28 protein-coding genes and 1 pseudogene are annotated in these 26,404 nt (G+C 71.9%); 8 read left to right on the forward strand and 21 right to left on the reverse strand.

Annotated elements, in window-relative coordinates; genetic code table 11:
• Positions 1-58 precede the first annotated feature (58 nt).
• Entirely contained in the window at positions 59-1,216 is a 1,158-nt protein-coding gene (locus AB0J86_RS11820; protein WP_363856092.1) for an acyl-CoA dehydrogenase family protein, read from the forward strand.
• A gap of 92 nt (positions 1,217-1,308) precedes the next feature.
• On the opposite strand, the gene AB0J86_RS11825 is transcribed toward AB0J86_RS11820, so the two are convergent.
• From AB0J86_RS11825 to AB0J86_RS11835, 3 genes are all read right to left on the reverse strand, one after another.
• Positions 1,309-1,932: a hypothetical protein gene (locus tag AB0J86_RS11825; RefSeq protein ID WP_363856094.1), complete on the reverse strand. Its 624-nt coding sequence runs from the start codon at positions 1,930-1,932 to the stop codon at positions 1,309-1,311.
• A 229-nt stretch (positions 1,933-2,161) separates the two neighbouring features.
• Positions 2,162-3,358 (reverse strand): hypothetical protein, encoded by a 1,197-nt coding sequence (locus AB0J86_RS11830; protein WP_363856096.1) that lies wholly within the window; start codon positions 3,356-3,358, stop codon positions 2,162-2,164.
• Positions 3,355-4,299 (reverse strand): transporter substrate-binding domain-containing protein, encoded by a 945-nt coding sequence (locus tag AB0J86_RS11835; RefSeq protein WP_363856098.1) that lies wholly within the window; start codon positions 4,297-4,299, stop codon positions 3,355-3,357. Before AB0J86_RS11835 ends, AB0J86_RS11830 begins: the two co-directional genes overlap by 4 nt.
• A 169-nt stretch (positions 4,300-4,468) precedes the next feature.
• Between AB0J86_RS11835 and AB0J86_RS11840 the strand changes: the two genes are divergently transcribed.
• Positions 4,469-5,101, forward strand: coding sequence for a LysE family translocator (locus AB0J86_RS11840; protein ID WP_363856100.1), 633 nt, complete (start codon positions 4,469-4,471; stop codon positions 5,099-5,101).
• Positions 5,102-5,386: 285 nt separating this feature from the next.
• Positions 5,387-6,676: a phosphodiester glycosidase family protein gene (locus AB0J86_RS11845; RefSeq protein ID WP_363856102.1), complete on the forward strand. Its 1,290-nt coding sequence runs from the start codon at positions 5,387-5,389 to the stop codon at positions 6,674-6,676.
• A gap of 78 nt (positions 6,677-6,754) precedes the next feature.
• Here AB0J86_RS11845 and AB0J86_RS11850 read toward each other — a convergent pair whose 3' ends face one another.
• From AB0J86_RS11850 to AB0J86_RS11890, 9 genes are all read right to left on the reverse strand, one after another.
• Positions 6,755-7,150: an NUDIX domain-containing protein gene (locus AB0J86_RS11850; protein WP_363856104.1), complete on the reverse strand. Its 396-nt coding sequence runs from the start codon at positions 7,148-7,150 to the stop codon at positions 6,755-6,757.
• Positions 7,151-7,152: 2 nt separating this feature from the next.
• The gene (locus AB0J86_RS11855) at positions 7,153-8,187 is read right to left on the reverse strand and encodes a hypothetical protein (RefSeq protein WP_363856106.1); all 1,035 of its coding nucleotides are present in this window, start codon (positions 8,185-8,187) and stop codon (positions 7,153-7,155) included.
• A 12-nt stretch (positions 8,188-8,199) separates the two neighbouring features.
• Positions 8,200-8,793 carry a thiamine pyrophosphate-dependent enzyme gene (locus AB0J86_RS11860; protein WP_363856108.1) on the reverse strand — a complete coding sequence of 198 codons (594 nt, stop codon included), beginning with the start codon at positions 8,791-8,793 and terminating at the stop codon, positions 8,200-8,202.
• The gene (locus AB0J86_RS11865) at positions 8,780-9,289 is read right to left on the reverse strand and encodes a thiamine pyrophosphate-binding protein (protein ID WP_363856110.1); all 510 of its coding nucleotides are present in this window, start codon (positions 9,287-9,289) and stop codon (positions 8,780-8,782) included. Before AB0J86_RS11865 ends, AB0J86_RS11860 begins: the two co-directional genes overlap by 14 nt.
• Positions 9,286-9,855, reverse strand: coding sequence for a GTP cyclohydrolase I (locus tag AB0J86_RS11870; protein ID WP_363856112.1), 570 nt, complete (start codon positions 9,853-9,855; stop codon positions 9,286-9,288). The genes AB0J86_RS11865 and AB0J86_RS11870 overlap by 4 nt, the downstream gene beginning before the upstream one ends.
• Positions 9,848-10,153, reverse strand: coding sequence for a hypothetical protein (locus AB0J86_RS11875; RefSeq protein ID WP_363856113.1), 306 nt, complete (start codon positions 10,151-10,153; stop codon positions 9,848-9,850). The genes AB0J86_RS11870 and AB0J86_RS11875 overlap by 8 nt, the downstream gene beginning before the upstream one ends.
• A 72-nt stretch (positions 10,154-10,225) precedes the next feature.
• Positions 10,226-10,654 (reverse strand): hypothetical protein, encoded by a 429-nt coding sequence (locus AB0J86_RS11880; protein ID WP_363856115.1) that lies wholly within the window; start codon positions 10,652-10,654, stop codon positions 10,226-10,228.
• Between the two features lie 125 nt (positions 10,655-10,779).
• On the reverse strand, positions 10,780-11,745 hold the full coding sequence (locus AB0J86_RS11885) for a hypothetical protein (RefSeq protein ID WP_363856117.1): 966 nt from the start codon (positions 11,743-11,745) through the stop codon (positions 10,780-10,782).
• Positions 11,745-12,362: a thymidylate synthase gene (locus AB0J86_RS11890; RefSeq protein ID WP_363856119.1), complete on the reverse strand. Its 618-nt coding sequence runs from the start codon at positions 12,360-12,362 to the stop codon at positions 11,745-11,747. The genes AB0J86_RS11885 and AB0J86_RS11890 overlap by 1 nt, the downstream gene beginning before the upstream one ends.
• Positions 12,363-12,577: 215 nt before the next feature.
• On the opposite strand from AB0J86_RS11890, the gene AB0J86_RS11895 reads away from it, so the two are divergent.
• On the forward strand, positions 12,578-13,165 hold the full coding sequence (locus AB0J86_RS11895; protein WP_363856121.1) for a pyridoxamine 5'-phosphate oxidase family protein: 588 nt from the start codon (positions 12,578-12,580) through the stop codon (positions 13,163-13,165).
• Positions 13,166-13,220: 55 nt separating this feature from the next.
• Here the strand turns inward: AB0J86_RS11895 and AB0J86_RS11900 are convergent, their stop codons facing one another.
• Positions 13,221-13,724, reverse strand: coding sequence for a hypothetical protein (locus AB0J86_RS11900; RefSeq protein ID WP_363856122.1), 504 nt, complete (start codon positions 13,722-13,724; stop codon positions 13,221-13,223).
• A gap of 255 nt (positions 13,725-13,979) precedes the next feature.
• Here AB0J86_RS11900 and AB0J86_RS11905 point away from each other — a divergent pair, with 255 nt between their 5' ends.
• Complete coding sequence (locus AB0J86_RS11905; RefSeq protein ID WP_363856123.1) at positions 13,980-15,176, forward strand: histidine kinase; 1,197 nt, start codon at positions 13,980-13,982, stop codon at positions 15,174-15,176.
• A complete protein-coding gene (locus AB0J86_RS11910; protein ID WP_363856125.1) occupies positions 15,161-15,811 on the forward strand; it encodes a response regulator transcription factor in 651 nt (216 codons plus the stop codon). The genes AB0J86_RS11905 and AB0J86_RS11910 overlap by 16 nt, the downstream gene beginning before the upstream one ends.
• A gap of 100 nt (positions 15,812-15,911) precedes the next feature.
• Here the strand turns inward: AB0J86_RS11910 and AB0J86_RS11915 are convergent, their stop codons facing one another.
• Positions 15,912-16,175 carry a hypothetical protein gene (locus tag AB0J86_RS11915; protein WP_363856127.1) on the reverse strand — a complete coding sequence of 88 codons (264 nt, stop codon included), beginning with the start codon at positions 16,173-16,175 and terminating at the stop codon, positions 15,912-15,914.
• 593 nt (positions 16,176-16,768) lie between these two features.
• Between AB0J86_RS11915 and AB0J86_RS11920 the strand changes: the two genes are divergently transcribed.
• Together AB0J86_RS11920 and AB0J86_RS11925 are read left to right on the forward strand one after the other, a co-directional pair.
• Positions 16,769-17,218: a hypothetical protein gene (locus AB0J86_RS11920; RefSeq protein WP_363856129.1), complete on the forward strand. Its 450-nt coding sequence runs from the start codon at positions 16,769-16,771 to the stop codon at positions 17,216-17,218.
• Positions 17,215-17,841 (forward strand): RICIN domain-containing protein, encoded by a 627-nt coding sequence (locus AB0J86_RS11925; RefSeq protein ID WP_363856131.1) that lies wholly within the window; start codon positions 17,215-17,217, stop codon positions 17,839-17,841. The genes AB0J86_RS11920 and AB0J86_RS11925 overlap by 4 nt, the downstream gene beginning before the upstream one ends.
• A 64-nt stretch (positions 17,842-17,905) precedes the next feature.
• Here AB0J86_RS11925 and AB0J86_RS11930 read toward each other — a convergent pair whose 3' ends face one another.
• The 7 genes and pseudogenes from AB0J86_RS11930 to AB0J86_RS11960 all read right to left on the reverse strand — a co-directional run bounded on the left by AB0J86_RS11930 (position 17,906) and on the right by AB0J86_RS11960 (position 26,333).
• Positions 17,906-18,520, reverse strand: a complete 615-nt coding sequence (locus tag AB0J86_RS11930) for an FMN reductase (RefSeq protein WP_363856133.1) — start codon at positions 18,518-18,520, stop codon at positions 17,906-17,908.
• Between the two features lie 121 nt (positions 18,521-18,641).
• The gene (locus AB0J86_RS11935) at positions 18,642-20,249 is read right to left on the reverse strand and encodes a serine/threonine-protein kinase (RefSeq protein WP_363856135.1); all 1,608 of its coding nucleotides are present in this window, start codon (positions 20,247-20,249) and stop codon (positions 18,642-18,644) included.
• Between the two features lie 112 nt (positions 20,250-20,361).
• Positions 20,362-20,808, reverse strand: a complete 447-nt coding sequence (locus AB0J86_RS11940; RefSeq protein WP_363856137.1) for a hypothetical protein — start codon at positions 20,806-20,808, stop codon at positions 20,362-20,364.
• 282 nt (positions 20,809-21,090) lie between these two features.
• Positions 21,091-24,699 (reverse strand): annotated as a pseudogene (locus AB0J86_RS11945) (adenylate/guanylate cyclase domain-containing protein); the annotation flags it as partial.
• Positions 24,696-25,529: an MBL fold metallo-hydrolase gene (locus AB0J86_RS11950; protein WP_363856138.1), complete on the reverse strand. Its 834-nt coding sequence runs from the start codon at positions 25,527-25,529 to the stop codon at positions 24,696-24,698. The gene AB0J86_RS11950 and the pseudogene AB0J86_RS11945, both read right to left, overlap by 4 nt.
• 143 nt (positions 25,530-25,672) lie before the next feature.
• Positions 25,673-26,134, reverse strand: a complete 462-nt coding sequence (locus AB0J86_RS11955; protein WP_363856140.1) for a RidA family protein — start codon at positions 26,132-26,134, stop codon at positions 25,673-25,675.
• 43 nt (positions 26,135-26,177) lie between these two features.
• Positions 26,178-26,333, reverse strand: a complete 156-nt coding sequence (locus AB0J86_RS11960; RefSeq protein WP_363856142.1) for a DUF4177 domain-containing protein — start codon at positions 26,331-26,333, stop codon at positions 26,178-26,180.
• Between the last annotated feature and the right edge of the window lie 71 nt (positions 26,334-26,404).

Below are 26,404 nucleotides of genomic sequence, written 5' to 3' on the forward strand. Positions count from 1 at the left end.
CCCGCACCGCCGGCCCACCCCGACCGTCCCCGCGATCCCCCACCGCCGGAGGCACCCCGTGAACTTCGACCTCACTCCGGAGCAGGAGCAGCTCCGCGACGCCGTACGGTCGCTGGGCCGCCGCTACGGCCACGAGTACTTCGTCGCCCGGGCCAAGGCCGGCGAGCCCACCACCGAGCTGTGGCGGGAGGCCGGCCGGCTCGGGTACCTCGGGGTCAACATCCCGGCCGAGTACGGCGGTGGGGGCGGCGGCATCACCGAGCTCGCCATCGTCTGCGAGGAGTTGGCCGCGGCCGGCTGCCCGCTGCTGCTGCTCGTGGTCTCCCCGGCGATCGCCGCCACGGTAATCAACAAGCACGGCACCGACGAGCAGCGCAAGCGCTACCTCCCCGGCATGGCCGACGGCTCACTCAAGATCGTATTCGCGATCACCGAACCGGAGGCCGGGTCGAACTTCCACCGCCTCGGCACGGTGGCCCGCCGGGAGGGCTCCGGCTGGTCGCTCTCCGGGCGCAAGTGCTTCATCTCCGGGGTCGACGAGGCCCCGTACGTGCTGGTCGTCGCGCGTACCGAGGACGCCCGTACCGGAAAGCTCGCGCCCGCGCTCTTCGTGGTACCGACCGACGCGCCCGGCCTGACCCGGTCCAAGCTCGACCTGGAGATCGTCTCCCCGGAGAACCAGTGGCTGCTCTACCTCGACGACGTGCGGCTGCCGGCGGACGCCCTCGTGGGCGACGTCGACTCGGGCCTGCCGGCACTCTTCTCCGGGCTGAACCCGGAGCGAATCACCGTCGCCGCGATGGGCGCCGGCACCGGCCGGTACGCGATCGAGCGGGCCTCCGCCTACACCGCCAGCCGACAGGTCTGGGGCCGGCCGGTCGGCGCCCACCAGGGCGTCTCGCACCCACTCGCGCACGCCGCGGTGCAGGTGGAACTGGCCCGGCTGATGATCTCGAAGGCGGCGGCGCTCTACGACGCGGGCCGCGACGTGGAGGCGGGGGTGGCCGCCAACATGGCCAAGTACGCCTCGGCCGAGGCCGCCGCGCTCGCCGTCGACACCGCCGTACAGGTGCACGGCGGCAACGGCATGACCACCGAGTACGGCGTGGCGACCCTGCTGGGCTCGGTACGGGCCGCCCGGATCGCGCCGGTGAGCCGGGAGATGATCCTCAACTTCGTCGCCCAGCACGTCCTGCACCAGCCGCGCTCCTACTGACCGCCACTCGGCCGCGGGAGCCTCGGAGGTCCGGCGCGATGTAGGGCCGCCGGCCCGTCGGCACTTGGCCGACGCGCTCGTAGACCGCCGCGTCAGGGGCAGATTTCGAAGCTGGCGCGGACGGTGTCCGAACCGTCCGGGAGATGGACGGTGGCGGTCGCGTCCACCGCCAGGCACCGGTCACGCCACCGGACCCGGTCCGCGAAGCGCACCACCCGCCCGGGGTTGACCTGTCGGTACGCGGAGAGGTTGCCGCCCGCGCCGCTCGACCGTCCGGCCACGGCGACGAGCGCGTCGCAGGCGACGGTGGGCGCCACCGCGACCGCGAACCCGGTGCCGGTGACGGAGACGCCGGGGGCCGGACGGCAGCTCGCGTCGTACCAGTCCTGGCGCAGCTCCACCCGGGACAGCCGGCGCGGCGTACGGCAGCGGCTGCCGCCGTACCCCTGCACCTTGAGGGCGGGATCGGCGAGCGTCCGGTCGGCGACGGCCCGGAGGTTCGCGGTCCCGGCCCGGACGGCGGTACGGCGGTACCTGATCTCGCCAGCGAGCGTGATCCGGAAGCAGCCGCCCAGCTCGGGCGAGTAGACCGTGCGGGTGGCGTGGTAGAGGCTGCCACCCGTGACCACGGCCGGACCGGTCAGCAGGATGGTCGCGCCGAGCGCCACGGCGATTCCGGTCAGGGACGCCAGCAGCCGGCCCAGCGTGTCTCTCATCGGGTTCCTTACGCGGGCGGAGCCGGCGGCTGCGCGGCTCGGGACGCCTTCGCCACCCACTCAAGCCGTCCGGCCCCGGAAGCCACAAGGTCATCGCCCGACCGGTACTGTCCCGGACGGCCCGCCGACCGGGACACGACCGCAACGGGACAGGATCGGCGCGGACCCGGCCGCCCGGGGACGCGGGACGCCGCGGTCACGGGTTCGGCGGGACGCGGGACGCCGCGGCTCACGGGTCCGGCGCGATGCGGCAGGTCGCGTCGATGCGGGTCACCGGGCGTACCCGCCGGCCCAGCGCCTCCAGCAGCGAGTCCTCCACGTGGAAGTTCCGGATCCGCAGCCGGTGTCGGGGCAGCTCCCGCTCGGTCGGGCAGAGCACCTGCGACCGGACCCGCTCGACCGGGACGTAGCGCACCCCGCCGCGTTCCTGGAGGATGACCGTGTTGACGTCGTCCACGGTGACGACGTGGCCGCGCACGTCCTCGGTACCGCCCTTTCCGTCGTCCACGGTGGTGACGGTGAGCGGCAGCACCGGCGTCGTGATCACCGGTACCGCCGCCCAGAGGAGCATCGCGAGCACGGCGACCTGCGCCACCGCCGCGAGCGGCCGGATGAAGAACGCCGGCACCGGGCCGGCGACGACCAGGGCCAGCAGCGGCGGTACGGAGAGCAGCAGCAGCGGTACGAGATCCGACTGCCGGGCGGCGTCGACCAGGGTCGGCAGGAGCAGCCAGCCGTACGCCCCGAGCGCCGCCAGAATCAGCGCCGCCCGAGGGACGGGCAGCTCGTGTACGCGTGCCGGGGTGATCTGGAAGGCGGCGACGAGCGCCGGCAGCAGCAACGGCAGGTAGAGGATCTGCCAGGTGGTGACGGCGACGGCGAAGGTGGCGACGATGAACCAGGCCGGGGTCATCTCGGTCCAGCGCGCGAAGAGCGGGTGCCTCGGCACGGCCCGCCCGGCGGCGTCCCCGTCGCCCTCGACCCGGTCGGCCTCGACGGCGCGGTCGGCCGCAGTCCGGTCAGCCTGGGCCCGGTCAGCCGCGACCCGGTCGGCCTCGGCTGCCCGGTCGGCCGCGGCCTGGTCGGCGCTGACGGAGAGCACCCCGCCGATCGCGAAGATCGCCACGAGCCCGGTCGAGACGAGCCGCGCGGCGGTGGTGAAGAGCCCGGCGACGAGGTTGACCGGGCCGACGTTGGCGACCAGCAGCAGCGTCGTCTGGAGTTCGCCGCCCGCCTCCACCCCGAGCCGCAGTACGGAGAAGATCGCCGGTACGCCGACCACCATGGTCCAGAAGGACTGGCTGGCCCGTGCCTTCCGCTCGGCCTGGTCCGGGCCGGTACGCCCGGCTCCGCCCGACCCGCCCGACCCGCCCGACCCGCCTGACCCGGTCGACCCGGTCGACCCGCCCCGGGCCGGTACGGTCACCGGGGCGCCTTGTCGTCGAAGTCGACGAGTTCGGGGACCTGCTGGGGCGGTGGCTGGGTGTTCTCCGGTCCCAGCCAGCGGCCGAGGGTGTTGTTGTACGCCGTCTGCCACGGGCTGGCCTGGCCCTTCCGCCCGGCCTCGTAGCTCTTCTGCAGGAAGAACGCGACCAGGTCACGCAGCGCCGGATCGGTGATCGGTACGCCGACGCCCAGGAGCTCGCTGGTGCCGAAGGGCATCTGCACGAGCTGGAACCTGCCCTGGTACTGGGACAGGAAGCCGGCGAGGATGGTCTGGTCGGAGCTGAGCGCGTGGTACCGGCCGTTGAGCATGCCCTGCACGCACTCGCCGACGGTCTGCACGACCAGCGCGTCGATCCGGTGGTTGGCCAGTTCCCTCTCGGAGGTGGATCCGCCGCTGGTGCAGACCCGGTAGGCCGGGTTCCGGAGGTCCTCGATGGTGCGGATCTTGTCCTTCAGGCCGACCGGGACCAGCACCTCCTGGGTGGTGACGAAGTACGGCCCGGCGAAGCTGACCAGCTTCGCCCGCTCCTCCGTCATCGAGAAGCTCGACACCACGATGTCGACCCGGCCGCCCTGCAACGCGGGGATGCGCTCCTCCGTGGTGGTCGGTACGAACTCGATCCGCTCGTCGCTCTCGTAGCCGAGCGAGTCGGCGATGTACCGGGCGATCTCGATGTCGAAACCGCGGTAGACGCCGTGGTCGAGGTCCGCCATCAGCGGCTCGTTGTCGGAGACCCCAATTTTGATCTTGGCTTGCCCGGCGAGGTGCGACTCCTCGATCTTCTCCTGTACGGACGGCAGCTTCCGCTGCTGCTGGCTGTCGCAGCCCGCACCGGCGGCCAGCAACAACGTCAGGGTCACCCCCGCGGCCGTCATGATCCGGCGGACCCGGCTACCACCCGGCGAAGCTGTCTCGTTCATCGGCGACCTCGGTCTGGGCGTCGGCGTACGCGAACGCTCAGCGTAGCGACCCGGTCCCAGATTCGTAATGGCACTTCGTGGCCACGAAACCCACGTGCGGGCTGCCGTCGCGGCGTCTGTAAGGATCGTCCCTACGGGGCCAGCGCCGCCGGGACAGGGGATTCGTACGATGCCGATCGACCAGCACCTGCTCGTGGCGTTCCTGGTCACCACGACCATCGCGATGATCACTCCCGGCCCGGACATGCTCTTCATCCTGGGCTGCGGAATGCGGGGCGGCCCGCGCGCCGGCCTGCTCGCCACTACCGGCGTGGCGACCAGCGAGGCCATCCACGTCGCCGTCGCCGCCGCTGGGCTCGCCGCCCTCTTCGCCGCCGTACCGACCGCCTTCACGGTGGTCCGGATCGTCGGCGCCGGGTACCTGATTTACCTCGGCGTACAGATGATCCGGCAGCGGGGCAAGGCCCCGGACGAGCTGGCGATCGGTACGGCGGGGGTCACGGCCCGGCGGGCGTACCTGAGCGGGCTGCTGACGAACCTGCTCAACCCGAAGATGGTCACCTTCACCATCGCCTTCCTGCCCCAGTTCATCGACCCGGCGCTGGGCCGGGTCTGGTTGCAGTTCGCCATCCTCGGCAGCATCCTGATCGTGCTGGAGTTCCTGGTGGACGGCACGGTCGGCGTACTGGCCGGGCGGATCGGCAACTGGCTGCGCCGTCGCCAGGCCGCGCACCGCCGGATCGACGCCGCGACCGGCGGCATCTTCATCGGCCTGGGCGTGCGGCTCGCCCTCACCCGCTGACGCGCCGCTTCACCCGCTGACCCGCCGGCTCTTTCGCGAGGGCGGTCACGGCATCGCGCCGTGGTAGAAGAGCTGCCCCAGACCGATGGTGAAGGCGAGCACCCCGTAGAGCGCGTGCTCGACCGACCCGGTACGTCGAGGGTGGACGATGTCTCGGTCACCTCGCCACGGCAGGTCGGGCGGGCACCGGGGGCGGTACGACGAGCAGGGCCGTAACCCACAGTTCGCCCCCCGGTCAGCAGTTGTGCGGTGAACCAGCCCGCTATCCGGACAAAGATGATGATCATGACTGCTACCAGCCTGTTCGCCGCCGGGTTCCGGCGCGCCGGCGCCGCCACGGCGGTGGTGACGGCCGCGATCGCCCTGGGTCTCACCCCGGGCGGCCACGCCGAGGCCGCCACCACCGCGCTGCCCCTGGGCGACGCCGACCTCACCGAGACGCGCGGCAGCCAGTCGTTGGCCGCCGGCGTGACCCTGACCAGGATCGTGCGCGGCACCGAGCCGGCGCCGGCCGACCAGATCAACACCACCACCCGCGGCCCCTGGGTGGTGAACGTGCTGACGATCGATCCGCGCCGCTCGCGTGGACACCTGGAGGCGACGTACGGGCCGGACCTGGCCGCCGTCGAGAAGACCACCGACCTGGTCCGCGCCGCCGGCGCGCTGGCCGGGGTGAACGCCTCCTTCTTCACCTTCACGGCGAGCCAGCAGTACCCGGGCGACCCGGTGGGCCTGAGCATCTCCGGCGGCAGGCTGCTCAGCGAGCCCTCGGGCGATCCGGCCGAGGCCGACCTGGTGGTGGACGCGCACAACAACCGCGTACTGATGGGGCAGCTGCGCTGGACCGGTGGCGTACGGAACAAGCGGACCGGGGCGAGCCTGCCGCTGGAGTTCGTCAACCACCCGCCGGTGGTGCCGGCCGACTGCGCGACGCTCACCGACCCGACCGCATGCACGCTCCCCGGTGACGTGGTCCGGTTCACCCCCGAGTTCGCCGCCACCACCCCCGCGGGCGCCGGCGTCGAGGTGGTCCTCGACCGGCGCGGCTGCGTGGTACGGACGGCGACGACCCGCGGTACCGCGCTGGCCGAGGGGCAGACGTCGGTACAGGCGACGGGCGCGGAGTCGGCGTCCCTGCTAAACGTGGCGGGACAGGGTTGCGTCGAGCAGACGAGCGACCTGGTCGACGAGCGCGGTGAGCGGTTCCCGCTCCGACCGGGAATGTTCGCGGTCAACGGCCGCTACCGCCTCGTGGCGGACGGTCAGGTCGTGGTACCGGACGGCTCGGACAGCTTCTTCGCCCGCAACCCCCGTACCGTCGCCGGCACCACCGCGGACGGGAAGATCGTGCTCGCCACCATCGACGGCCGCATGACCAGCAGCGTCGGCACCACGCTGGACGAGACGGCGGCGGTGGCCAGGGCTCTCGGGCTGCGCGACGCGATCAACCTCGACGGGGGCGGCTCGACCGCCATGTCGGTCCGGGGCACGCTGGTCAACCAGCCGAGCGGTACGGCCGAACGCGCCGTCGGTGACGCGCTCGTCTTCAAGACGGACCGCTACCGCGGGCGGTAGTACCCCCTCGCGCTCGCGGCGCCGGGGGGCGTCCGCCCGTCGGCGCCGCGGGCGCGGCCGGAACCGGCCCGGCGATTGCTAGAGTTCGCCGCGCTCGCGCAGCCAGTCGAAAATCAGCTTGTCCACCGTGGACGACTTTTCCCTACCGGAATAGTCGAGCCACGACATCTCCTCGATCTCCGCGCCCGGCGTGAGTTCGCCCTTGAAATCCGCCCGGTAACAGGTCATTCGGACGATGACGCCCTCGGCCTTTCCGTGCGCCTGGGCCTCGAAGACCTCCATCGGTTCGATGGATTCGTCGACCAGTTCGACGCAGAGCTCTTCCCGGATCTCGCGCTTGAGCGCCTCGTGATCCGTCTCGCCCTCGTCCCGCTTGCCGCCCGGTATGTACCACGCGTCCTTGCCGTACGACCTGGTGCTGAGGATCTTGCCGTCCGTCACGTGCACCCACGCGAGCTTGTCGATGACCTTCATTATCAGCCCTCGGTTATTTGATCGAGTATTGATTCGATGCGGTCGCGGTGGGCACAGCATTGTGCAAGCAGAGTTGCCGAGTCAAGCGGGCGCGCGGTCGGCTCCAACCCGCCCCGGGCACCGCCACGATCGGCTTCCACAATGGCGGAAAAGTCGTTCTTGACCCCGAGATGGTGCCGGATCAGTTCCGGCTCGGCGGCGAATTCTCCGCACAGCGCGGCCCAGTAATCGAGCAGGCCGCGCAGGTGCTCGCCCGGGGAGAACCCGCGCAGCCCGCCGTCGTAGACGACGCACCGTTCCAGCAGGGCGATCGGGTCGCGGGCGGACTCGGCCCGGAACTCCGGCGCGAGCACACCGCCGCGCCGGACGAAGTCCGTCTGGTCGAGGTGGAAGGGAAGCCCGTACGCGCTGCGGTAGACGCCGAAGAGCCCTTCGAGCGCGACCACGGTCAGCCGTGTCGCCGGGTTCGTCCCGGTTAGGCGGCCGGCCAACTCGTCGAGCCGCCGTACCGCGTCGACGGTACCGATGGTGACCACGACTACCCGGGGTGGCAGCAGCCCCGGTTCGGCGGCGGCGAGCAGCGAGAGCGCGTTGCCGAGGGTACGGCCCGTGGCCGCGATGTCGCCGATGCCGAGCACGGCCGACCCGGCCAGGTCGAAGCGGCGGTAGTCGTCGCCCGTGACGACCGGCCGCCCCCGCTCGACGCGGCGCTGGCTGCTCAGGAAGCTCACCCGGCACGGGCGCCCGGACAGCTCCTCCAGCACGCCGTGCAGCCCGAAGTTCAGCCCGCCGCGCAGGATGTAGAGCACGTCCGCCGGCCTGGTGGCCAGCGCCCGGGCCAGGTCGGCGTCGTGTCGCAGCAGCGCGCCGAGCGCCTCGGCGCAGCAGCGCCGCAACAGGTCCTGGAAGGCCGCGCCGACCAGGGTCGGGTCGCGCAGCAGCCGGCGACCGGACGGGCAGGAGAAGACGTACGCCTCCAGCCGGCCGACCCCGTCGAGCCGGTGCAGACCCGCCACCCCGGCCGGTACGAGTCGCATCAGCGTGTCACCTCAGAACTTCCGGGCCGGCACGCTCGGGCGTACCCCGTACCGGAGCTCCAGCATCCGGCGGAACGCGTACACCGCCTCGCGGCCGTTGTCGGTACCGGTCGGGGCGGGCAGCGCGGCCTCGTCGCGGACCACGAGCCGCAGCACGCCGACCGGGGCGGCGGCCACGAGCGCCGCCGCGACCTCGGTCGGCCGGTGCGCCTGCCCGAGGGGCAGGCCGAACGCGCCGACCAGGGCGGGCCAGTCCAGCGGGAAGTGGCGGGAGGGCTGGTTCCCGCCTGACTCGTACCGCTCGTTGTCGAGGACCACGGCGGTGAACCCGTGGAGCCGCTCGCGCAGGCCGGCCAGGGTGGCGAGTCCGGCCAGCCCGAACAGCAGGGAGCCGTCCCCCTCGACCGAGATGACCCGGCCGGCCGGTCCCAGCCCGAGGGCGAGCCCCGACGCGACCGGGAGCACGTCGCCGAGCGCGTCCAGGTGCAGCGTCCGCTCCGGCCAGTACCGGCCGGCGGCCCAGCCGGACCGGCCCACCCCGGCGACCACCGCCACGTCCCGGCCCAGGGCGTCCCGCAGCGCGCCCACCGCCTCATCCGAGTTCACGGCGCAGCCCCTCCAGCAGCTCGGGGGTGGCCACCACGACCGCGGCGCGCATCCGGGTCGCCACCACGTCGAGCCCGCCGCGCAGTGCCCGGGTCAGCTCGGCCGGGGTCGCGGCCACCGCGCCGACCAGGGCGAAGAGCGAGATCAGCCCGCGCATGTGGTCGGAGTGGTGCTGCGCCCACCAGTTCGGGTCGCCGTACCCGCCGCGGTCGGAGACGAGCGCCAGCAGCGGCAACTGGTGCAGCACCACGAGCCGCGCGATGGTCTCGCCGGCCGCCCGCAGGCCCGAGTTCTCCATGCAGACCAGGGGACGGCGCCCGGCCAGGGCCAGCCCCACCGCCACGGCGACCGCCTGGGACTCGTGCACGGTCTGCAGGTAGTCCAGGCCGGTCGTCTCGACCACCCGCCGGACGACCGGGGTCAGCATCGAATCCGGAACGGTGACGACACAGTCGATCTCCGCGGGAAAGAGCCTCTCCCACTCGACGCGGCTCACCGCCGGGCGCTTCCGGCGGGCAGGTCACGCCACTGGCCGAGGCTGCCGCGCGCGTACGTCGTGGTGTTCCAGACCTCCTGCTTGTTCGGGCCGCGCCCGCAGACGCAGAGGTGCTGGGCGGTGGTCCGGACGAACGCGCCCCGGGCCCCTACCGCCTCCATCAGGTCCTCGCAGAGGTCGCGGGCGAGGAACTCCTGGATCTGGAACCGCCGCGCCCGCATCTCCACCAGCCGTGGCAGCTTGCCGATACCAAGGATCATGGCGCCCGGCTGGTAGGCCATCGCCACGTGGCCGAAGAAGGGAAGCAGGTGGTGCGCGCAGAGCGACACGAAGGGGATGTCCTGGGCCGTGACCACGCCGTCGTACTCGACCGTGGGATCGAGTTCGACGGTGACCTTGATGAGGTCGGCCCGGTCGATCCGGTATCCGGAGAGCAATTCCCGGTAGGCGTTGGAAATGCGTTCCGGCGCCTCGGCCTGTGAATCGGCGACCGCCGCGGCGACCTCGGGGAGATCGGGATGCAGCGAGGCGACCCAGTCGTTGAGCGCCTGTTGCGGGTCACCCATGAGGCGTCAGGAATTCTACGATGACGTTCTGATAGAGGGAATCGCCGAGATTGACGAGACGATGCGGTTCGTTGTCGGATCGGCGACAGGAATCGCCGACCCTGTCGTCCTGGTATTCCAGCCGCCCGTCCTGGTATTCGGTCGCCACCGGCCCGGCCCGGGTCACCACGTAACGGTAGGGGACGCGGTGGGTGTGCCATGGAGAGGACGCCTGCGGCGGCAGGTCGAGCAGCCACACCCGTACGTTTTCGTCCTCGAAAACAATCTCGGTACCGACCTGGTCGTTTGCAGGATCCACGGGTCACCGCGCTTTCGTGGTCCTCCGCCGTGGAACTCCGGCGGGTTCAATTATCGCAACGCCAGCCTGGAACTACGTTTCTACATCGACGCTCGCCACACGGTCAAGAGCCCGCCGAAGCTCCTGGAATTCCCGGTACGGCAGATCCGGCGCAAGCCGGCTTAGCTGCCACAGAAGGGCGTTGGCGGCATTTCGCTCACGATCCGGACTGGTCTGGTCGTCGAGGCTGCCCAGAATCCAGAGATAGAGAATCGCCAGCGGATACGCGGTGTCGGCGATGTCGAACCGCAGGCCGAACACGTCCCGTACCGATTCCGGCAGCGCGAAGCCGCGGCCGTCGGCCTGGCAGGAGCGCAGTTCGCGGGAGAGCGCGACCAGGGAGCCCCGTTCGACTCCGTCCGCCACCCGCCAGCCGATGTGCTGCCCGATCGACAGGTCGACCCCGGCGCGGATGATCGTTCGGCACATCTCCTGGCCGATCCCGCCGACTACCAACGGCATCGATCTCTCCTCCCTGGCTGATCTCGGCTGCGGTGCCGGCCCCAACTGGCATCGAGAGCGATAGGGCCACTGTCTCAAATCGTCGTCTTGTCGACAACGTGGACGCACCATCTCCAACTGTCAAATCACGTCTTCATGTGCGGGTCCCCCTTCTGGTAGAGCGCCCGCTCCAGATGCATCAGCAGCAGGTACGGCCGCAGCTCCTGGGCGATCCGCCGCCACCGGAACGCCTTGGTGCCGTACTTCAGGACGATGCTGGCGGGAATGGTGGCGCCCAGCACGTCCCAGACGATCTCGCCACTGATCTCGGGTCCCAGTTTCGGCAGCGCGTACTCCGCCGAGATGGCCCGGTACCGGTTCATGATCTCCCGCGCGGTGGCCTCGGGGGTCAGCACCGGGTCCACGCCCCGGGCGACCGCCAGCAGCGACTCGTCGAGCAGCAGGCGGAAGTCGCGGCTGAACCGGCGGCACTCCTCGACCTGGTCGGGCGTGAGCCGCGTCAGCGAGCCGAGCTGCATCTGGGCGATGACGTCCCGCACCACCGCGGTCTGGAAGCTCTCCCCGGAGCCGCCGCGGAAACTCCGGGTCAGCGCGGTACGCACCGCCGGGTTGGTCAGCATGCCGTCCTGGTTGAGCTCGCTGGAGATCACCAGTGAGGCGAGGTGGTTGCGCAGCCCCACGATCTCGGCCGTTCCCTGCCGCAGCTTCGCCGGCGCACCGGACTCGCCGTCGTAGGCCAGTTCCCGGACCGAGCGCATCACCTCGTCCATCTCGCCCAGTCCGGCGCCGAGGGTCGCGGTCGGCAGGACCAGGTCGCTGGGGCGCCGGGTTCCGTCGGCGGCGGTCGGGGTTCGGACCTCGCCCGAGTCGTCCACCTCGTACTCGTGCGCCCAGAGCTTCACGAAGCCCTGGTCCCGCAGCTCCAGCACGCGGCGTTCGATCAGCGCGGCGTCGGCCCGGTCCGTCGGGGCCACCTCGTACGACGACCGGATCGCGATCGAGTCGGCGAAGAAGACGACCGCCTGCAGGATCCGGTCCAGCGTGTCGTACCCGACGAGCCCGCTGTCCAGCATCGTGAGCGATCGTTCCATCACTGCCTCGTGAGATAGGTCAGGAAGTCGACCTCGTAGAGGTGGGCGCTCCAGCACTGGTACGACACCGTGCTGCGCCGCACGCCGAGGTCGAGGGCGAATTCGTTGGCGAGCTGCGCGAAGGCGAGCAGTTCCGGTACGAAGCCGACCCAGACGTCGACGCTCCGCGCGGTCACGAAGAGGTGCAGCGTGTCGCCGACCACCCGCACCGCACCGCCGACCGGCGAGACGGGAAAGGCGGCCTCCAGGTCGGCCGGGGGCAGCCAGGTGGAGAAGACCGCGGAGCGGCTGCTCGGTTCCCGGCGCAGCAGGTTGATGATGCGCTCAACCTGGTCGAACGCGTCGATGTCGTCCTCGCGCCACCGGCGCATCCGCTGAAACAGCAGCGACTTGTCGCGTTGCGTACCGAAGAGCCGGTCCCGGTAGTCCTTGATGAGTTCCGGGTACCGGTAGTCGGCCGGAGCGGACAGGTCGTTCGGGTTGCGGAGCCAGACGGTGAGACCGGGCAGGTCGAACGAGATGCCGTGCCGGGTGGCGACCCGGGCCGCCGCGCCGTCCCGGAACAGGTCCAGTACCTGCGGCCAGCCGGTTTCCACGGTCTCAATCGAGACTTCCACGCATACGCCCCCAGCCGCCGCGACCTTCCGTCACCGGAGCCGGACCAGGTCCGGTACGTCCGGTGCGGGGGACGTTACCGGACGACACCGATCGATCAAAGGATCCGACCGGACGATGGGCGGTACGTCCCCTCGGCCGCCCCGTCGCGTCGACCGGGTTCCACGGGTCGGAAAGCGTTGCCGCCCGTGCCCGGGCGCCGACCATAATCTTGATCATGGGAAAGACGTACGAGCGTATCGACGGTCGGCTGCGTGACTTCATCGAGGCGCAGCACATCTTCTTCACCGCGACCGCCCCCCTCGCCGGCTCCGGCACGGTCAACCTCTCCCCCAAGGGGCTGACCGGCTCCTTCGCCGTGCTCGACGACCGCACGGTGGCGTACCTGGACTTCGCCGGCAGCAACGCCGAGACCGTGGCCCACCTGCGCGAGAACGGCCGGATAACGCTGATGTGGTGCGCCTTCCAGGGCCCGCCGAACATCGTGCGCGTGCACGGACGCGGCGAGCCGGTCTTCCGCGACGACCCCCGCTGGGCGGAGCTGATCGGGTACTTCCCGGACATCGATCCCAGCCTGCACGGGCTGCGCGCGATCATCGTCGTACGGGCCGAGTTGATCCGGGACACGTGCGGCTACGCGGTGCCCTTCATGACGTACGACGCGGACCGCGACCTGCACGGCAAGCGCTTCGCCCGGGAGGACGACGAGTCGCTGAGCGCGTACTTCGAGAAGAAGGAGCACGTCGCGACCAGCATCGACGGCCTGCCCGGCCTACCCCTGCCGCTGCCGCCCACGCCGCGGTAGCTGGAGAGCGCACTACCTGGCGATGAGATGAGACGACCTCGCGCGAACTCGTCCCTCAGTACCGGGAGTGTCCCACGTGGCGGGCGGATGACATGCTGCGGACCACGATGAAGGGAAGCTGCCCGACTTTGATCGCTCCGAGGACCAGCAGGAAACTGGCACTGGCCGCCGCGATCCAGTGGGCGCCCAGACCGGCCAGGCCGTAGGTGATCACGGTTCGCAGGGCGAGGAATCCGATCCACAGCACCAGGCCGACCGGACGGAGTCGATAGCGCAATACTCCGGAGGTACGCGAGAATTGCGTCAGCGAGCCGAGGACGCACCCCACGGCGACAGCCGCGAGCAGTTCGAGGGCGAGGACACCGATATCGAGCGGCCCGATTCGCGGCAGGGTCGGATTCTGTTTGTAGAGAAGAAATGCCCCGCCGCCGAGCATCAACAGCGGCATGCTGTAGACCGTGCGAGGCTTGAAAACCTGCCAACTGACCTGGCGCGCAAAGTAAAAGATTACGTAAGCCACAATGGCGACGACGACAACAACCGACTGCTTTCCGCTCACGATAACCCCTGACACCCTGTCGGACGAATAGCCGCCATCGACACTAGGAGCGGCCGGGGCCACGGAACACGGGTGTAGACCCACACCAGGGTGGGGCCGATCCCACTTCGCGGTGGGCCTGGCCCCACATTCTGTCCGGGCCTGCCGCGTGGGGGTCAGCAGCTCATAGACGTCTGCGACACTGGCCCGGTGAGTTGGGTCCGTACGCCGGCACGGTGGTTGGCAGCCGCCGCCGTCGGCGCGTACCGCTCACTGGTGCTGACGGTGCTGCTCTTCGTCCTACCCGCGCTCGAAACCGCGATCGGGGTGTGGAGCATACGGAACGCGCCGAACGTGGCGCTGGGGGTGTGGTGGACCGTTTTCGGAACCTACCTGCTGTTCATCCTGTTCGGTAGGCCGATCTGCCAACACGTCCGGACACTCGTGCACCACTGGACCGAACGGAAAATCGCCTCGCCGTACCGCCCCACGGCGCCGCTGAGGAAAATGTCGACCGGTTACTGGTGGAACGGATACAGTTACGACCGCTGGAAGGCGTACAGCATCATGCAGCGGTGGCTGCGCTCGCGTACGCGAGACCCGGCGGCATGGCGGGACTACGCCTGGCTGGCATTCGTACCGCTCGCGATCGGGCCCGTCGTGGCGCTCCCTCCGGTCAGTGTCGCCGTCGCGGTGAGCGTCGCGACAGCCGAGCACCTGCCCTGGTTGGCGGCCCTCCCGTTCCTACTCGGCGTCGCCAGCGCACCGTACGCGTGGCGCGTGGTGGGCCCGGCCGCCGCCGCGGTCCTGGCGAAATCCGAGGCAGCCCGCCTTTCCGAACGGATACGGGACCTCGTCGCCACCCAGGCGGACATGACCGTGACCCAGGCGGCCGAGATCCGCCGAATCGAACGCGACCTGCACGACGGCGCCCAAGCCCGACTCGTGGCCCTCGGCATGACGCTCGCCAGCGTCGAGCGCGCGCTGCGGTCCGATCCGAACCGCGCCGCGCGGCTCCTCGCCGAGGCGCGCCGCTCGACGACCGCGGCCGTCGCGGAACTGCGCGAACTCGTGCGCGGAATCACACCGCCCGTGCTGATCGAGCGCGGCCTGGTCGAGGCGATCCGGGCGCTGGCGCTGAACATCCCGCTCACGGTCCGGGTGCGCTCGACGATCAAGGGCCGGCTCGAACTTCCCGCCGAGTCGGCGCTGTACTTCGGCGTCACCGAGTTACTCACCAATGCTGTGAAGCACGCGCACGCGTCCGCAGTGACGATAATTGCGGAGCAGACGGCGGACGCGGTGCGGATCACGGTCAGCGACGACGGATCGGGCGGTGCCGCGGTCTCCCGACAAGGCGGCCTGCGCGGGCTGGAGCAGCGCCTCGCGCCGTTCGGCGGGACGCTCGCGATATCCAGCCCTCCGGGCGGGCCGACGACAGCGACAATGGTGGTGCCATGCGAGTACTCGTAGCCGAAGACCTCTACCTCCTGCGGGATGGGCTCGTCCGACTCATGAGGGACTACGGGCACACCGTGATCGCCACTACGCGGGACGGGCCGTCGACCGCCCTGGCACTGATCGAGCACGCCCCCGACGTGTCGATTATCGACGTACGCATGCCACCCACCCAGACCGACGAGGGCCTCCGGGCCGCGCTGGCTGGCCGACAGCACCTACCTGGCCTGCCCATTCTGATCCTGTCGCAGCACGTCGAGCAGCTTTACGCCCGCGAACTCCTCGCCGACCGGTCCGGCGGCGTCGGCTACCTGCTGAAGGAACGCGTCGTCGACGCCGACCAGTTCGTCGAGGCCCTGGAACGGGTGGCCGCAGGCGGAACAGCCCTGGACCCGGCCGTGGTGGCGGCGCTGATCGGCGGCCAGCCGAGGACGAGCCCTCTCGCCGCGCTCACGGAACGAGAACGATCCGTACTCGCGCTCATGGCCGAAGGACTGTCCAATCCCGCCGTCGCCCGCCGGCTGCACCTCAGCGAGGGCGCCATCAGCAAACACACCACGACGATCTTCGCCAAACTCGGGATCAGGGCCCACGACGACAGCAACCGGCGGGTTCTTGCCGTACTCACCTACCTCAGCCAGGCCGACTAGTACTTGGCCGGGGATTGTGATCATGGCTCAGTGACGGCGGCTGACTTCGATGACCAGGGTGTTGAACAGCTCAGCCATGGCCAACGTCCCGGCTGTGGTACTAGCCGAGAATCCCGATGTACTCGCGTGCGGCCTGGGAGCCTCCCTGGATCAGGGAAGCCGCCTCGGCCAGGCGTTGCTTGCTCTGCTCGGCACGGGCGATGGCCTCGGCGATCTTCGGATGTCCGGTACCGGCGGCGACCGCCCGCAGCCGCGTCAACATCTGCTCGACGCCCTCACTGGCGGCGCGAATCTGGTTGACCGTGCCGTTGCCCTGCTCCGCAGCCTGCGCTAGTGCGCTCTTGACCTCTTCGATGCTGGCCATGCCATCCTCCCCGATATGGCAGCGCTGGCGACGCGTGGCACCGCCTACGCCCGCGTGACCGCACGAACACTATCGGATGTCATGAGGAAGGCACAGTGCCGCGAATCGCGCCGTGCGCGAGTTCCCAGGGCGCATGAGTTCCCATCCGAGGATCGACGCGGCCCGCAACCTGGGAACAACGGGTTGACAAGCACAGCGAAGAATGCGCGCTCCGGCTAGCGTTCGGCCTTCCCATCAAGCTGGTGCCTGCGACGCTCCGCGTACGCGAACGGAACACAACTGCTCGGCGCTGGCGCCACGATCAGGGCCGTGCTCCGGTCACTCGGCAGGTCGGAACAGTGCCCGACCGAACCCCATCACCCGGTCTGACAGTCGGTCCCGGACGGGGCGACCGGACCGGGACGGCCGTCCCGGCGCACCGGCGAATGTGTTCCGAGCGGCTGGACACGGGAATCCAAACGGTCCCGTACTGTCCCATACATCGGCGATGTTGAAACTGCCGAATCACTCCTGATTGCCTGTTCTCCGGCGCCCGGATCTCGATGGTCCGAAAGCGCGACACCAATTCACGGAAACAGCGAACGGGAGAACCAATGAAAAGTCCGCCACGTGGCAAGGGCATGCTGGCGCTGCTCGGAGCGGTCGTACTCATCATCGCGGGCCTGCTGGGCAGCGCGGTCGTGGCGAGCGCCGCCGTACCGAGCAAGAAGTGGAAGTTCGACCTGGTCACGACCGACTCCGGCAGGGGCGGCCAGGCCGACGGAACCGTGATCTACAAGAAGAGCGGAAAGTGCTACAACGGCGAGGTCCACGCGGGCCTCAGTGACAGGAATGCCAGCGACAAGCACGGCGCGATTCTCGTGGTCACCTTTGTGGACTGCAAGACCAAGAAGGTCAAGACCACCAAGATAAAGACCACCGCGAAGGTACGCGTCGCGGCCCTGACCCAGTTCTACAAGAACGCCCGAGACGTTCGCGTCCTGCTCTGCCTGTACCAGGGCAAGGACGAAACCCGATTCTGCAACACGAAGGTGGCGGTATGAACCGGCTGTTCGCCATGCCCCGCGCGATTTCGCGGGTGCCCCGATCGATCCAGCTCCTGGGCCTGGTGGGCCTGCTCCTGGTCGGCTATTTCGCGGTCGCCAGCATCGGCCCTGACTCGCGCGCCGACGCCGCGAAGCGCTCGACTGCCACCGCGGCGGCCGGGCCGAAGACCGGCACGCACCAGATCCGCGCGGGCAACAGCGGCCTGTGCCTCACCGCGTCGAGCACCAGCAAGAAGGGCGCCAACGGGGCCACCATCCAGCAGCGGGCCTGCGACCCGGCCAAGAAGACCCAGAAGTTCGAGATCGTGCCGCTGCAGGACGAGGGCAACCCGCTGACGTACGCGATCCGGCCGAAGTGGCAGGCCGGCTGGTGCTGGCAGACCAACGGCGGGGAGAAGAACAACGTCAAGATCGTCCAGCGGAAGTGCGACTACGACTACGACCAGATCTTCATCATCATGTGCGGCGCGCCGGCCGACCGGTGCTGGATCCAGACCCGGTCCGTCCTGGCCCCCAAGTGCCTCAACATTCCCGGGCAGAGCAGGAAGTCGGGCGTGGCGGTGACGCTCTACGACTGCAAGTTCCGCAACCAGACGAACATGCAGTTCCTCATCGTCTGAGCACCGATCGCCGGACCGCCGGCCCGACCGGGATCATCGCCCCGGTCGGGCCGGCGGCCGTGCGTCACTCCCCGGCGAGCAGCTGCTCGAACGGGGTGGGATTGTCGAACGGGTCGGCGTTCGCCGGTCCCTCGCGCCGGTCCACCTCGCGTGCCAGCTCCCGGGCCGCCCGGTCGATCCGGCGCGGCAGGTTGCCTTCGGCGGTCTCGCCGGCGCCCCAGTCCTCCGGTGCCGCGAAGACCGCGGTCGGCACCACGACGGCCCGCAGGTACGCGAAGAGCGGCCGCAGGGCGTGTTCGAGCACCAGCGAGTGACGGGCGGTACCGCCGGTGGCGGCGATCAGCACCGGCTTGTCCACCAGCGCCGTGTCGTCCAGCACGTCGACGAACGACTTGAACAGCCCGCTGTACGAGGCCGTGAAGGTCGGCGAGACGACGATCAGGCCGTCGGCGCGGGTCACCGCTTCGAGCACGGGCCCGAGCTGCTGAGACGGGTATCCGGTCAGCAGGTTGTTGACCAGGTCGTGCGCGTGGTCCCGCAGTTCGATCGTGTGGATCTCGACCTCGGCGCCGAGCTGCTCCAGCTCCCGCCGGGTCGCCTCGGCCAGCCGGTCGGCCAGCAGCCGACTCGACGACGGCTGCCGCAGACCCGCCGACACCACCGCGATGTTGCGCTTCATCGCCGACACCCCCGCCACTTCCCGCTCCGCCCCCGTACCCAGCATCTCAATCCGAGGCTGAGAACTCGCGGGGACCGCGGGGTATTCCGCCCGGCGGCCGGTCGGCCCGGACGGCGCCCGGTCAGTCGCGGGCGAGCGTCGGGGTGGTGAGCTGGTCGGTGCCCTTGCCGGCCAGGCAGCGGTAGGTGCGCTCGCCGCTCGTCGCCTCATCCCGGCTCGGCGGCAGCACCTCCAGCCGCCAGCCGTTCGGGCTCTTCAGGGTGACCAGCAGGAACGTGTTGGGGTCGCAGACCTGGCGTACCGTCGCGTCGGCCTTGACCGCCTTGTAGTCGTCGGCGGGCAGTTCCCCGGGCACCTCGCCCTCGGCGTAGCTCTCGAAGGTGTGCCGGCCGGTGCAGGGCACCCGGTCGGCCTGCGCCGCCGTACCCCGCACCAGCACCGGCCCGAAGCACTCCAGTTCCGCCGGGCAGCGGCCCCCGCCGGGCAGCGCGACCAGGCAGTTGGCCAGCGCCCCGCCGCCGGCCAACGAGGGGACGCTGCGGGGCGTGGTGACGCCCCGGCTGCTCGCGGTGGGCGTCGGGACCCCGGCGCCGGAGCGCGCCACGGCCCAGGCACCGGCGGCCGCGCCGGCCATCAGGGCGAACACCCCCAGGCCACCGAGGAACCAGCGCAGCGCCCGGCGGGTCAGCGGGGTCCGTACCGTCGGGGTCTCGTCGTCGCGGGGCGGGCGGGGCGCCGGGGGCCGGTACGTCGTTCCGGTCCCGCCGCCCGACGGGTACGGGGGCGAGGCCCCGCCACCCGGCGGGTACGGCGGCGCGCCGCTGACCGGCGTCCGGTAGGGCGGCCCGGAGCTGGGCATGCCCGGGACGGGCGCGCCGGAGGTCGGCGCGATGCCACCGGCCGGGCCGAGCGGTACCGCGGCGAGCATCGCGCCCAGTTCGGCGGCCGACGGCCGGCGGTCCGGGTCGTTGGCCATCCCCGCGCGCAGCACGTCCAGCAGTGCCCGCGGCACCCCGGGCAGGTCCGGGATGGGCTGGTGGAAGAGCTCCATGAGGGTGACCAGGCTCGGGTTGCGGTCGGCCTGCCAGCGCGGCGGCTTGCCGTGCATCACCGCGTAGAGGGTGGCGCAGAGCGCGTACACGTCGACGGCGGGCGAGGGCGGGGCGTGCCGGAACATCTCCGGCGGCGCGTACGCCGGGGTCAGCACCTCCAGGGTGACCGACGCGTCCCGGACCTCGGCGAGCACCGCCAGGCCGAAGTCGGCGAGCACGGCCGTGTTGAAGCGCTGGTAGAGGATGTTCGCCGGCTTGACGTCCCGGTGCAGCACGCCCGAGTCGTGCGCGTGGGCGAGCGCGTCGGCGATCTTCACGCCGAGTTCGCGCGCCTCGACCGCGTCCAGGGGCGAGTTGCGCATCCGCTCCGCGTACGAGCCGTCGCAGAGTTCCATGATCAGGTACGGGTGCTGGTCCGGGGTCACGCCGACGTCGAAGAGGTCGACGACGTGCGGGTGGGACGACATCCGGCCGGCCGCCCGGGCCTCCCGCAGGAACCGGGCCTGGTCCCGCTCGCTGTCCAGGGTGCGGTTCTCCACCTTGACCGCGACCTCGCGCCCCACCGACTGCTGGACCGCGCGGTAGACGGTGGCGTAGCCACCCCGGGCAAAGACCTCCAAATCGGTCAGACCAGGCACGGCCGGCAGCGGCAGCGCGCCGGGCGGGGTATGGGTCACCGTTCGAAAATACCGAAGAGGTGGGACCTTCCGGCGGCCCGCACCGCCGACCGGCCCATACCGGGCCGCGACCGGCGGCTCGACGCGCGACGCGACGGGCGGCGGGTGGGGCTCACGCCTTCGCCGCTACGATCCCGGCCGGCGTCGCGCCGACCCCGCGCCGCCGGTCGAACCAGAGCCCGGCGCCCGTGGCCACCGCCCCGATCCCCTCCCAGAGCGCGACGCCGAAGAACCGGTCCGGCGCCACCTCGGTCACCACGAGCGTGGTGAAGACCGTGAAGGTCAGCAGCCGGAAGAAGACCGAGAAGAGGTGGAACGGCCGCCAGTCGGTGGCCGCGGCGACCAGGTAGTAGACCCCCATGTTCAGCGACGCCATCGACGAGGCGGCCATGAAGGTACGGGTGTGGTCGCCGGCCGCCCGCTGGTCCGCCGCCAGCACCTGGAAGCCGAGCAGGTTCAGCAGCGCCTCCGGCCGTACCAGACCGACAATTCCCATTCCCAGCGCGATGATCCCGAACCCGGCCATCGTCCACGACGCGGCGGTGCGGGGCAGCCTCATCTGTCTCTCCGGTCAGGCAGGAGCGGCGTGCGTCCACCGTGGACACAGGGTCACGGCGACCGCACAGATCGACCAAGGCTAACGTTGTCGCGGCACCGGCGCATCGCCGGTTCCGACAGGAGCACCGCCCGATGCGGCCACCTCGCCGAGCCGCGCGCCGACCGGGCCGGGCACGACCACGCGCGAATCCGGTGCGAGGGCTGCGCCGCCCGCCAGGGTCGCGACGGCCGCGCCCCCGGGCCCGGCCGCGACGGTCGCGCCGCGTGGCGGGGACCACCGCCGGGCCAGCTGGTCGCGCAGCGCCTCGGCGCCCGGCCGCTCGCTGACCTGCTGCGTCGAGTACGCCAACCGGACCGCCTCGTCGGCGGCGGCGATCGCCTCGTCGAGCCGCCCCACCGCCGCCAGCGCCTCGGCCAGCACCTCGGCGCCGAGCACCTGGCCGCGTACCTCCTCGGTGGGCGACTCGACCGCGCGCCGCGCCCACTCCAGCGCCTCGTCGGCCCGGCCCTGCGCCAGCAGCGCCGACGCGTACCGGGCCAGCACGTGCCGGCGCGAGAAGAGCAGCGTGGCGGGGGTCTCCACGTCGACCAGCGGTTCGAGCAGCCGCACGGCGGCGTCCGCGTCGCCGGCCGCGAGCCGGGCGGTCGCCAGCAGCACGGTCGGTCCGGTACGCACGGGACCCGCCGGGTTCTGCGCCCCGACCGTGTCGAGCACGGCCCGCGCGTCCCGCTCCGCCCGCGCCACGTCGCCCTGGTCCAGCGCCACGAAGCCGTGCAACGCCCCGGCCAGCCCCATCAGCAACGGGTGCCGGCTCTCGTGGGCGTACGCCAGCGCGTCGGTGAGCAGGTCGGCCGCGTGCTCCGGCTCGCCCAGCCCCCGCGCCACGGCGCCGCGTACGACCAGCGCGAAGTTGCGGCCCCAGTCGTCCGAGGCGGCGGCGAAGTCCCGGTACGCGCGCCGCGCCCCGCGGTCCGCCTCGCCCAGTTCGCCCAGTTCGGCCGCGGCGAACGCCTCGACCGCGCGCAGCGTGCCCACCGCCCACGCCTCACCGACCCGCTCGCCGAAGGGCAGGAAGATCCGGGCCAGCCGGCGAGTCTCCCGGAGCCGGCCGGCGAGCAGCCGGGCGAACGCGGTGGTGCCGCGCAACCAGGCCCGCCCGACCGGGTCGCCGAGTTCGGCGAAGAGCCGCGCCGCCCGCCCGAGCACCGCGTCGGTACCGGCGAAGTCGCCGCGGGTGGTGGTGACCCAGGCCAGGTTCTGCAACGACCACGCCTGCCCGCGCCGGTCGCCGGAGTCGAGGTTGACCTGGTACGCCCCGGCGAAGCGGCTGCTCGCCTCGGCCAGCCGGCCACCGATGAAGTCGACCATGCCGAGCCGGCGCATCGCCGAGGCGCGCGGGCCGGGCAGGTCCGCGTCGGTGGCCACGTGCAGCGCCTCCTGCCAACTGGCCACCGCCCGCTCGTGCTCGCCCAGCGCCTGGTACGCCTGCCCGGCGACGAGCAGCGCCCCGGCCCGGCTCGACACGTCCTCGCCCGCGTTGGCGCTGATCTTCTCGGCCAGGGCGAGCGACTCGGCCGCGCGGCCCACCTGGAACAGGGCCCGGGCGTGGGTGAGCCGGTCGCAGGCGCCCAGATTGCCGCCGGCCAGGGCGGCAGCCCGCTCGGCGTACGCCACCGCGGCGGCGGGCTCGCCGGCGGCGAGGGCACGCTGGGCGGCCCGCCCCAGCGCCGCGATGCCCAGCGGCGCGACCCGGCGGGCCAGCGCGTCGGAGCGGAGCCCGACCGCGTCGGCCAGCGCGGTGGCCCGCTCGACGTGTTCGGCGACGAAGGCGTCCCGGTCCGCCGGGCTCACCCCGGCCGGGCCCCCGGGTCCGGTCGCGCCGCCCGGGCCGGCCGGCGCCGCCCACTGCGCCAGTACGGCGTGCCGCTCGGCCAGGTCCGCCTTGCCGATCCCCGCGTACGCGGCCTCGCGCATCAGCGGGGTCGCGAAGACGTACCCGCTGCGGGTGCGGTGCAGCATGCGGCGTTGCAGCAGCTCCTCGACGGCCCGGTCCAGCTCGACCGCGACCACGGCGGCGGGGCGGCCGTCGAGGCCGGCCCGGCGCTCACGCAGCGCCTCCAGCGTGCCGGCCGGGACGGTGTCGCCGATGACGGCGGCGTCCCGCAGCACGGAGCGGGCCTCGGCGGGGAGCGCGTCGATGCGCGCGGCGAGCACCGCCGCGAGGTCGCGGGAGAGCAGCCGGCTGCCCAGCGAGCCGGGCACCAGCCGCCACCAGGCGCCGCCGGAGGCGGCACCGGTCGGGTTGCCCCGCTCCAGCACGGTGGTGAGGGCCCCGCGCTCCATCAGCAGGGTGACGAGTTCGGCGAGGTAGAACGGGTTTCCCTGGGCGGTGGCGAGCAGCCGGTCGGCGTCGGCCTGGGGCAGCCGCCCGCCGCCCAGGTACGCGGTGAGCAGCCGGGCCGCGTCCGCGCCGCGCAGCGGCGGCAGGGCGTGCACCTCGGCGTCGGCCACCCGGGTCAGCGCACCGGCGGTGCGGACCAGTTCGGGGCGGCCGAGCAGCAGCACCAGCACCGGCCCGGCCAGCCGGGACAGGGTGACGCCGAGCGCGTCGACCGTCTCCGGGGTGGCGTCGTGCAGGTCGTCGACGATGACCACCAGGGGGCTCTCGGCGGCGAGCGCGCTGAGCAGGTCGGCCACGGCGGCCGGTACCGCCTCGGCGTCGGGGCCGGGACCGCCGGGGCTCCACTCGCCCTCGGCCGGGACCGCGGCGGAGCCGCCGGGCAGCTCGACGTAGCCGAGCAGGCCGAGGAGCAGATCGGTGGCGAACGGCGCCGGGGAGTCCTGGTACCGGGCGAGGCGCTGGCCGAGGCGGCGCAGCCGCTCCTCCGCCACGGGCCGCAGCACGCCGGTCGCCGAGTCGCCGGGCAGGCCGGTCGCGGCGCGGACCAGGTCGGCCAGCGGGGCGAGCCGGCGGCGCTCGCCGAACGCCGCGCAGCGTACGGTGAGCACCCGCGCGCCGGTGTGCGCCGCGTACCGGCCGGGGCCGACGTCGTAGCCGGCGGCGAGCCGCTCGACCTCGGCGGCGAAGCGGGACTTGCCGATCCCCGCCTCGGCCGTCATCAGCAGCACCCGGGGCTCGCTGCGGTCGACGACCTCGGCGAGCCGGCCGGCCACCCGACCGATCTCGGTCTCCCGCCCGACGAAGGGCGCCTCGTCGCCGAGGCCGGAGCGGGTACCGGGCGCGTCGAGCAGACCCAGCAGCTCGTACGCCTCGACCGGTTCCCGCTTGCCCTTGAGCCGCAGCGGCCGCAGCTGCCGCCAGGAGGCGACGCGCCGGGTGGCCGCGGCGGTGCTGGCGCCCGCGTAGACGGCGCCGATCGCGGCGGCGTCGGCGAGCCGGGCGGCCGTGTTGACCGTGTCGCCGATGACCGTGTACTCGATGGCGGCCTGGATGCCGGCGACCACGTCACCGGTGTTGAGGCCGACCCGCAGCCCGAGCGGCGCGCCGCCGCCCTGCTCGTCGTCGAGGACCCGGCGCACCGCGCGCTGCATCGACAGCGCGGCGCGGACCGCCCGCTCGGCGTCGTCCTCGTGCGCGACCGGGGCGCCGAAGACCGCCATGATTCCGTCGCCGGTGAGCTTGTCGACGTGCCCGCCGAAGGTCTTCACGGCGCCGGCCAGGGCCGCGAGGACCCGGTCGGTGACCGCGCCGACCCGCTCCGGGTCGAGATCCTCGGACCAGGACGTGAAGTCGGACAAATCACCAAAGAGCACCGTTACCACGCGGCGTTCGGCCGCGGGCAGGGTCGCCGCGGCCGGCAGCGCGGCGCCACAGTTGTGACAGAACCGCGCGCCGGGTACAGCGACGGTTCCGCACACCGGGCAGGTCACGGAGTGTCCAACCCGCCGGCCGCCGGCTCGGATTCCCGATCTTCGCGGCGCAGATACGCCAACTGCGCCCGAACGGACCATTCGGCCGCGGACCGCAGCGACGGGTCGACGTCGGCGTAGACCCGCGCGACCACCTCGGCGGGGGTGCTGGCGCCGGCGGCGAGCGCCTGGCGCACCTGGTCGAGCCGGGCCCGCCGGTGGGCCAGGTAGAACCGGGCGGCGACGGCGCAGTCGGCGAGCGCCGGGCCGTGCCCCGGCAGGGCGGGAATCCCGTCGTACGCGCTGAGCAACTCCAGGCTGTCCAGGTAGTCGCCGAGGTCGCCGTCGGGGTGGGCGACGATGGTCGTGCCCCGGCCGAGGATGGTGTCGCCGGTGAAGACGGCCTGGTCGCCGTCGCGGTCCACGAGATAGCAGACCGAGTCGCGGGTGTGCCCGGCGGTGTCCAGCGCGTCGATCTGGAAGCCGAAGCCGGCAAAGCTCTCCAGCGGGTCGAGCCGCTGCGTGCCGACGCAGTACGCCGGGTCGGCGGCGAGCACGTGCACCCCGCCGAGCAGTTCGGAGAGGCGACGGGCGCCCTCGACGTGGTCGGGGTGCCCGTGGGTGATCAGGATCAGCCCGATCGGGGCGTACCCGGCGAGCCGGCCGAGGTGCTCCTCGTCCGCCGGTCCCGGGTCGATGATTATGCCCGATTCATCCGTGGATGCCCGGAGTATCCACGTGTTGGTGCCGTCGAGGGTCATCGGGCCCGGGTTGTCCGCCCGCACCAGCGTCACCCAGCTCGGCAGCTGGTCCGCCAGCGCCGCCGCGGGCGCCGTCACATGCCCCGTCATGGCTGCGATGGTACGACCAGTCACCGAGGGCCGGCTCGTCGGCAAGGCGTCACCGGCGACCGGCCCCCTCCCGTCGCCCCTGGCTGAAGGAGGTTTCCACCCGTACGGGGAGGGACCGGTCGAACGCCGGAGCGAGGGTGGCGTCAGGCCACCTCGACGATGACCTCCACCTCGACCGGGGCGTCCCGCGGCAGCTCGGCCACGCCCACCGCGCTGCGCGCGTGCCGGCCCGCCTCCCCGAAGACCGCGCCGAAGAGGTCGGAGGCACCGTTGATGACGCCGGGCTGGCCGGTGAAGCCCTCGGCCGAGGCGACGAAGCCGGTCACCTTGACGATCTTCACGACGTTCTCCAGGCCGACCAGCGCGTCGACCGCCGCCAGCGCGTTGAGCGCGCACTGCTCGGCGAGGTCCTTCGCCTGGTCGGCCGAGACGCCCGCGCCGACCTTGCCGGTGGCCAGCAGCTTGCCGTCCACGATCGGCAGCTGGCCGGAGACGTAGACGTGCCGGCCGGACTGCACCGCCGGTACGTAGCTCGCCAGCGGCGGTACCACCTCGGGCAGGGTCAGTCCCAGCTCGGCCAGCTTGGCGTGCGGCCCGTTGCTCATGCCCGTCCCCCGTCCACCGGCCGGGTTCCCGCGATCCCCGCGCTCACGGCTTGGGCCGCTTGAAGTACGCGACGAGCTGCTCGGAGTTGGGTCCGGGTATCACGGCCACCAGCTCCCAGCCGTCCTCGCCCCAGTTGTCGAGGATCTGCTTGGTCGCGTGTACCAGCAGCGGCACCGTGGCGTACTCCCACTTCTGCATGGCTAGAGGGCTCCCTAATCCGCGGAATCTTCGCCGACAGCCTACGGCCGGGTGCGCCGGGTACGGCCGGG

The organism is Micromonospora sp. NPDC049559, assembly GCF_040676675.1.
Lineage (GTDB): Bacteria > Actinomycetota > Actinomycetes > Mycobacteriales > Micromonosporaceae > JBFAPK01.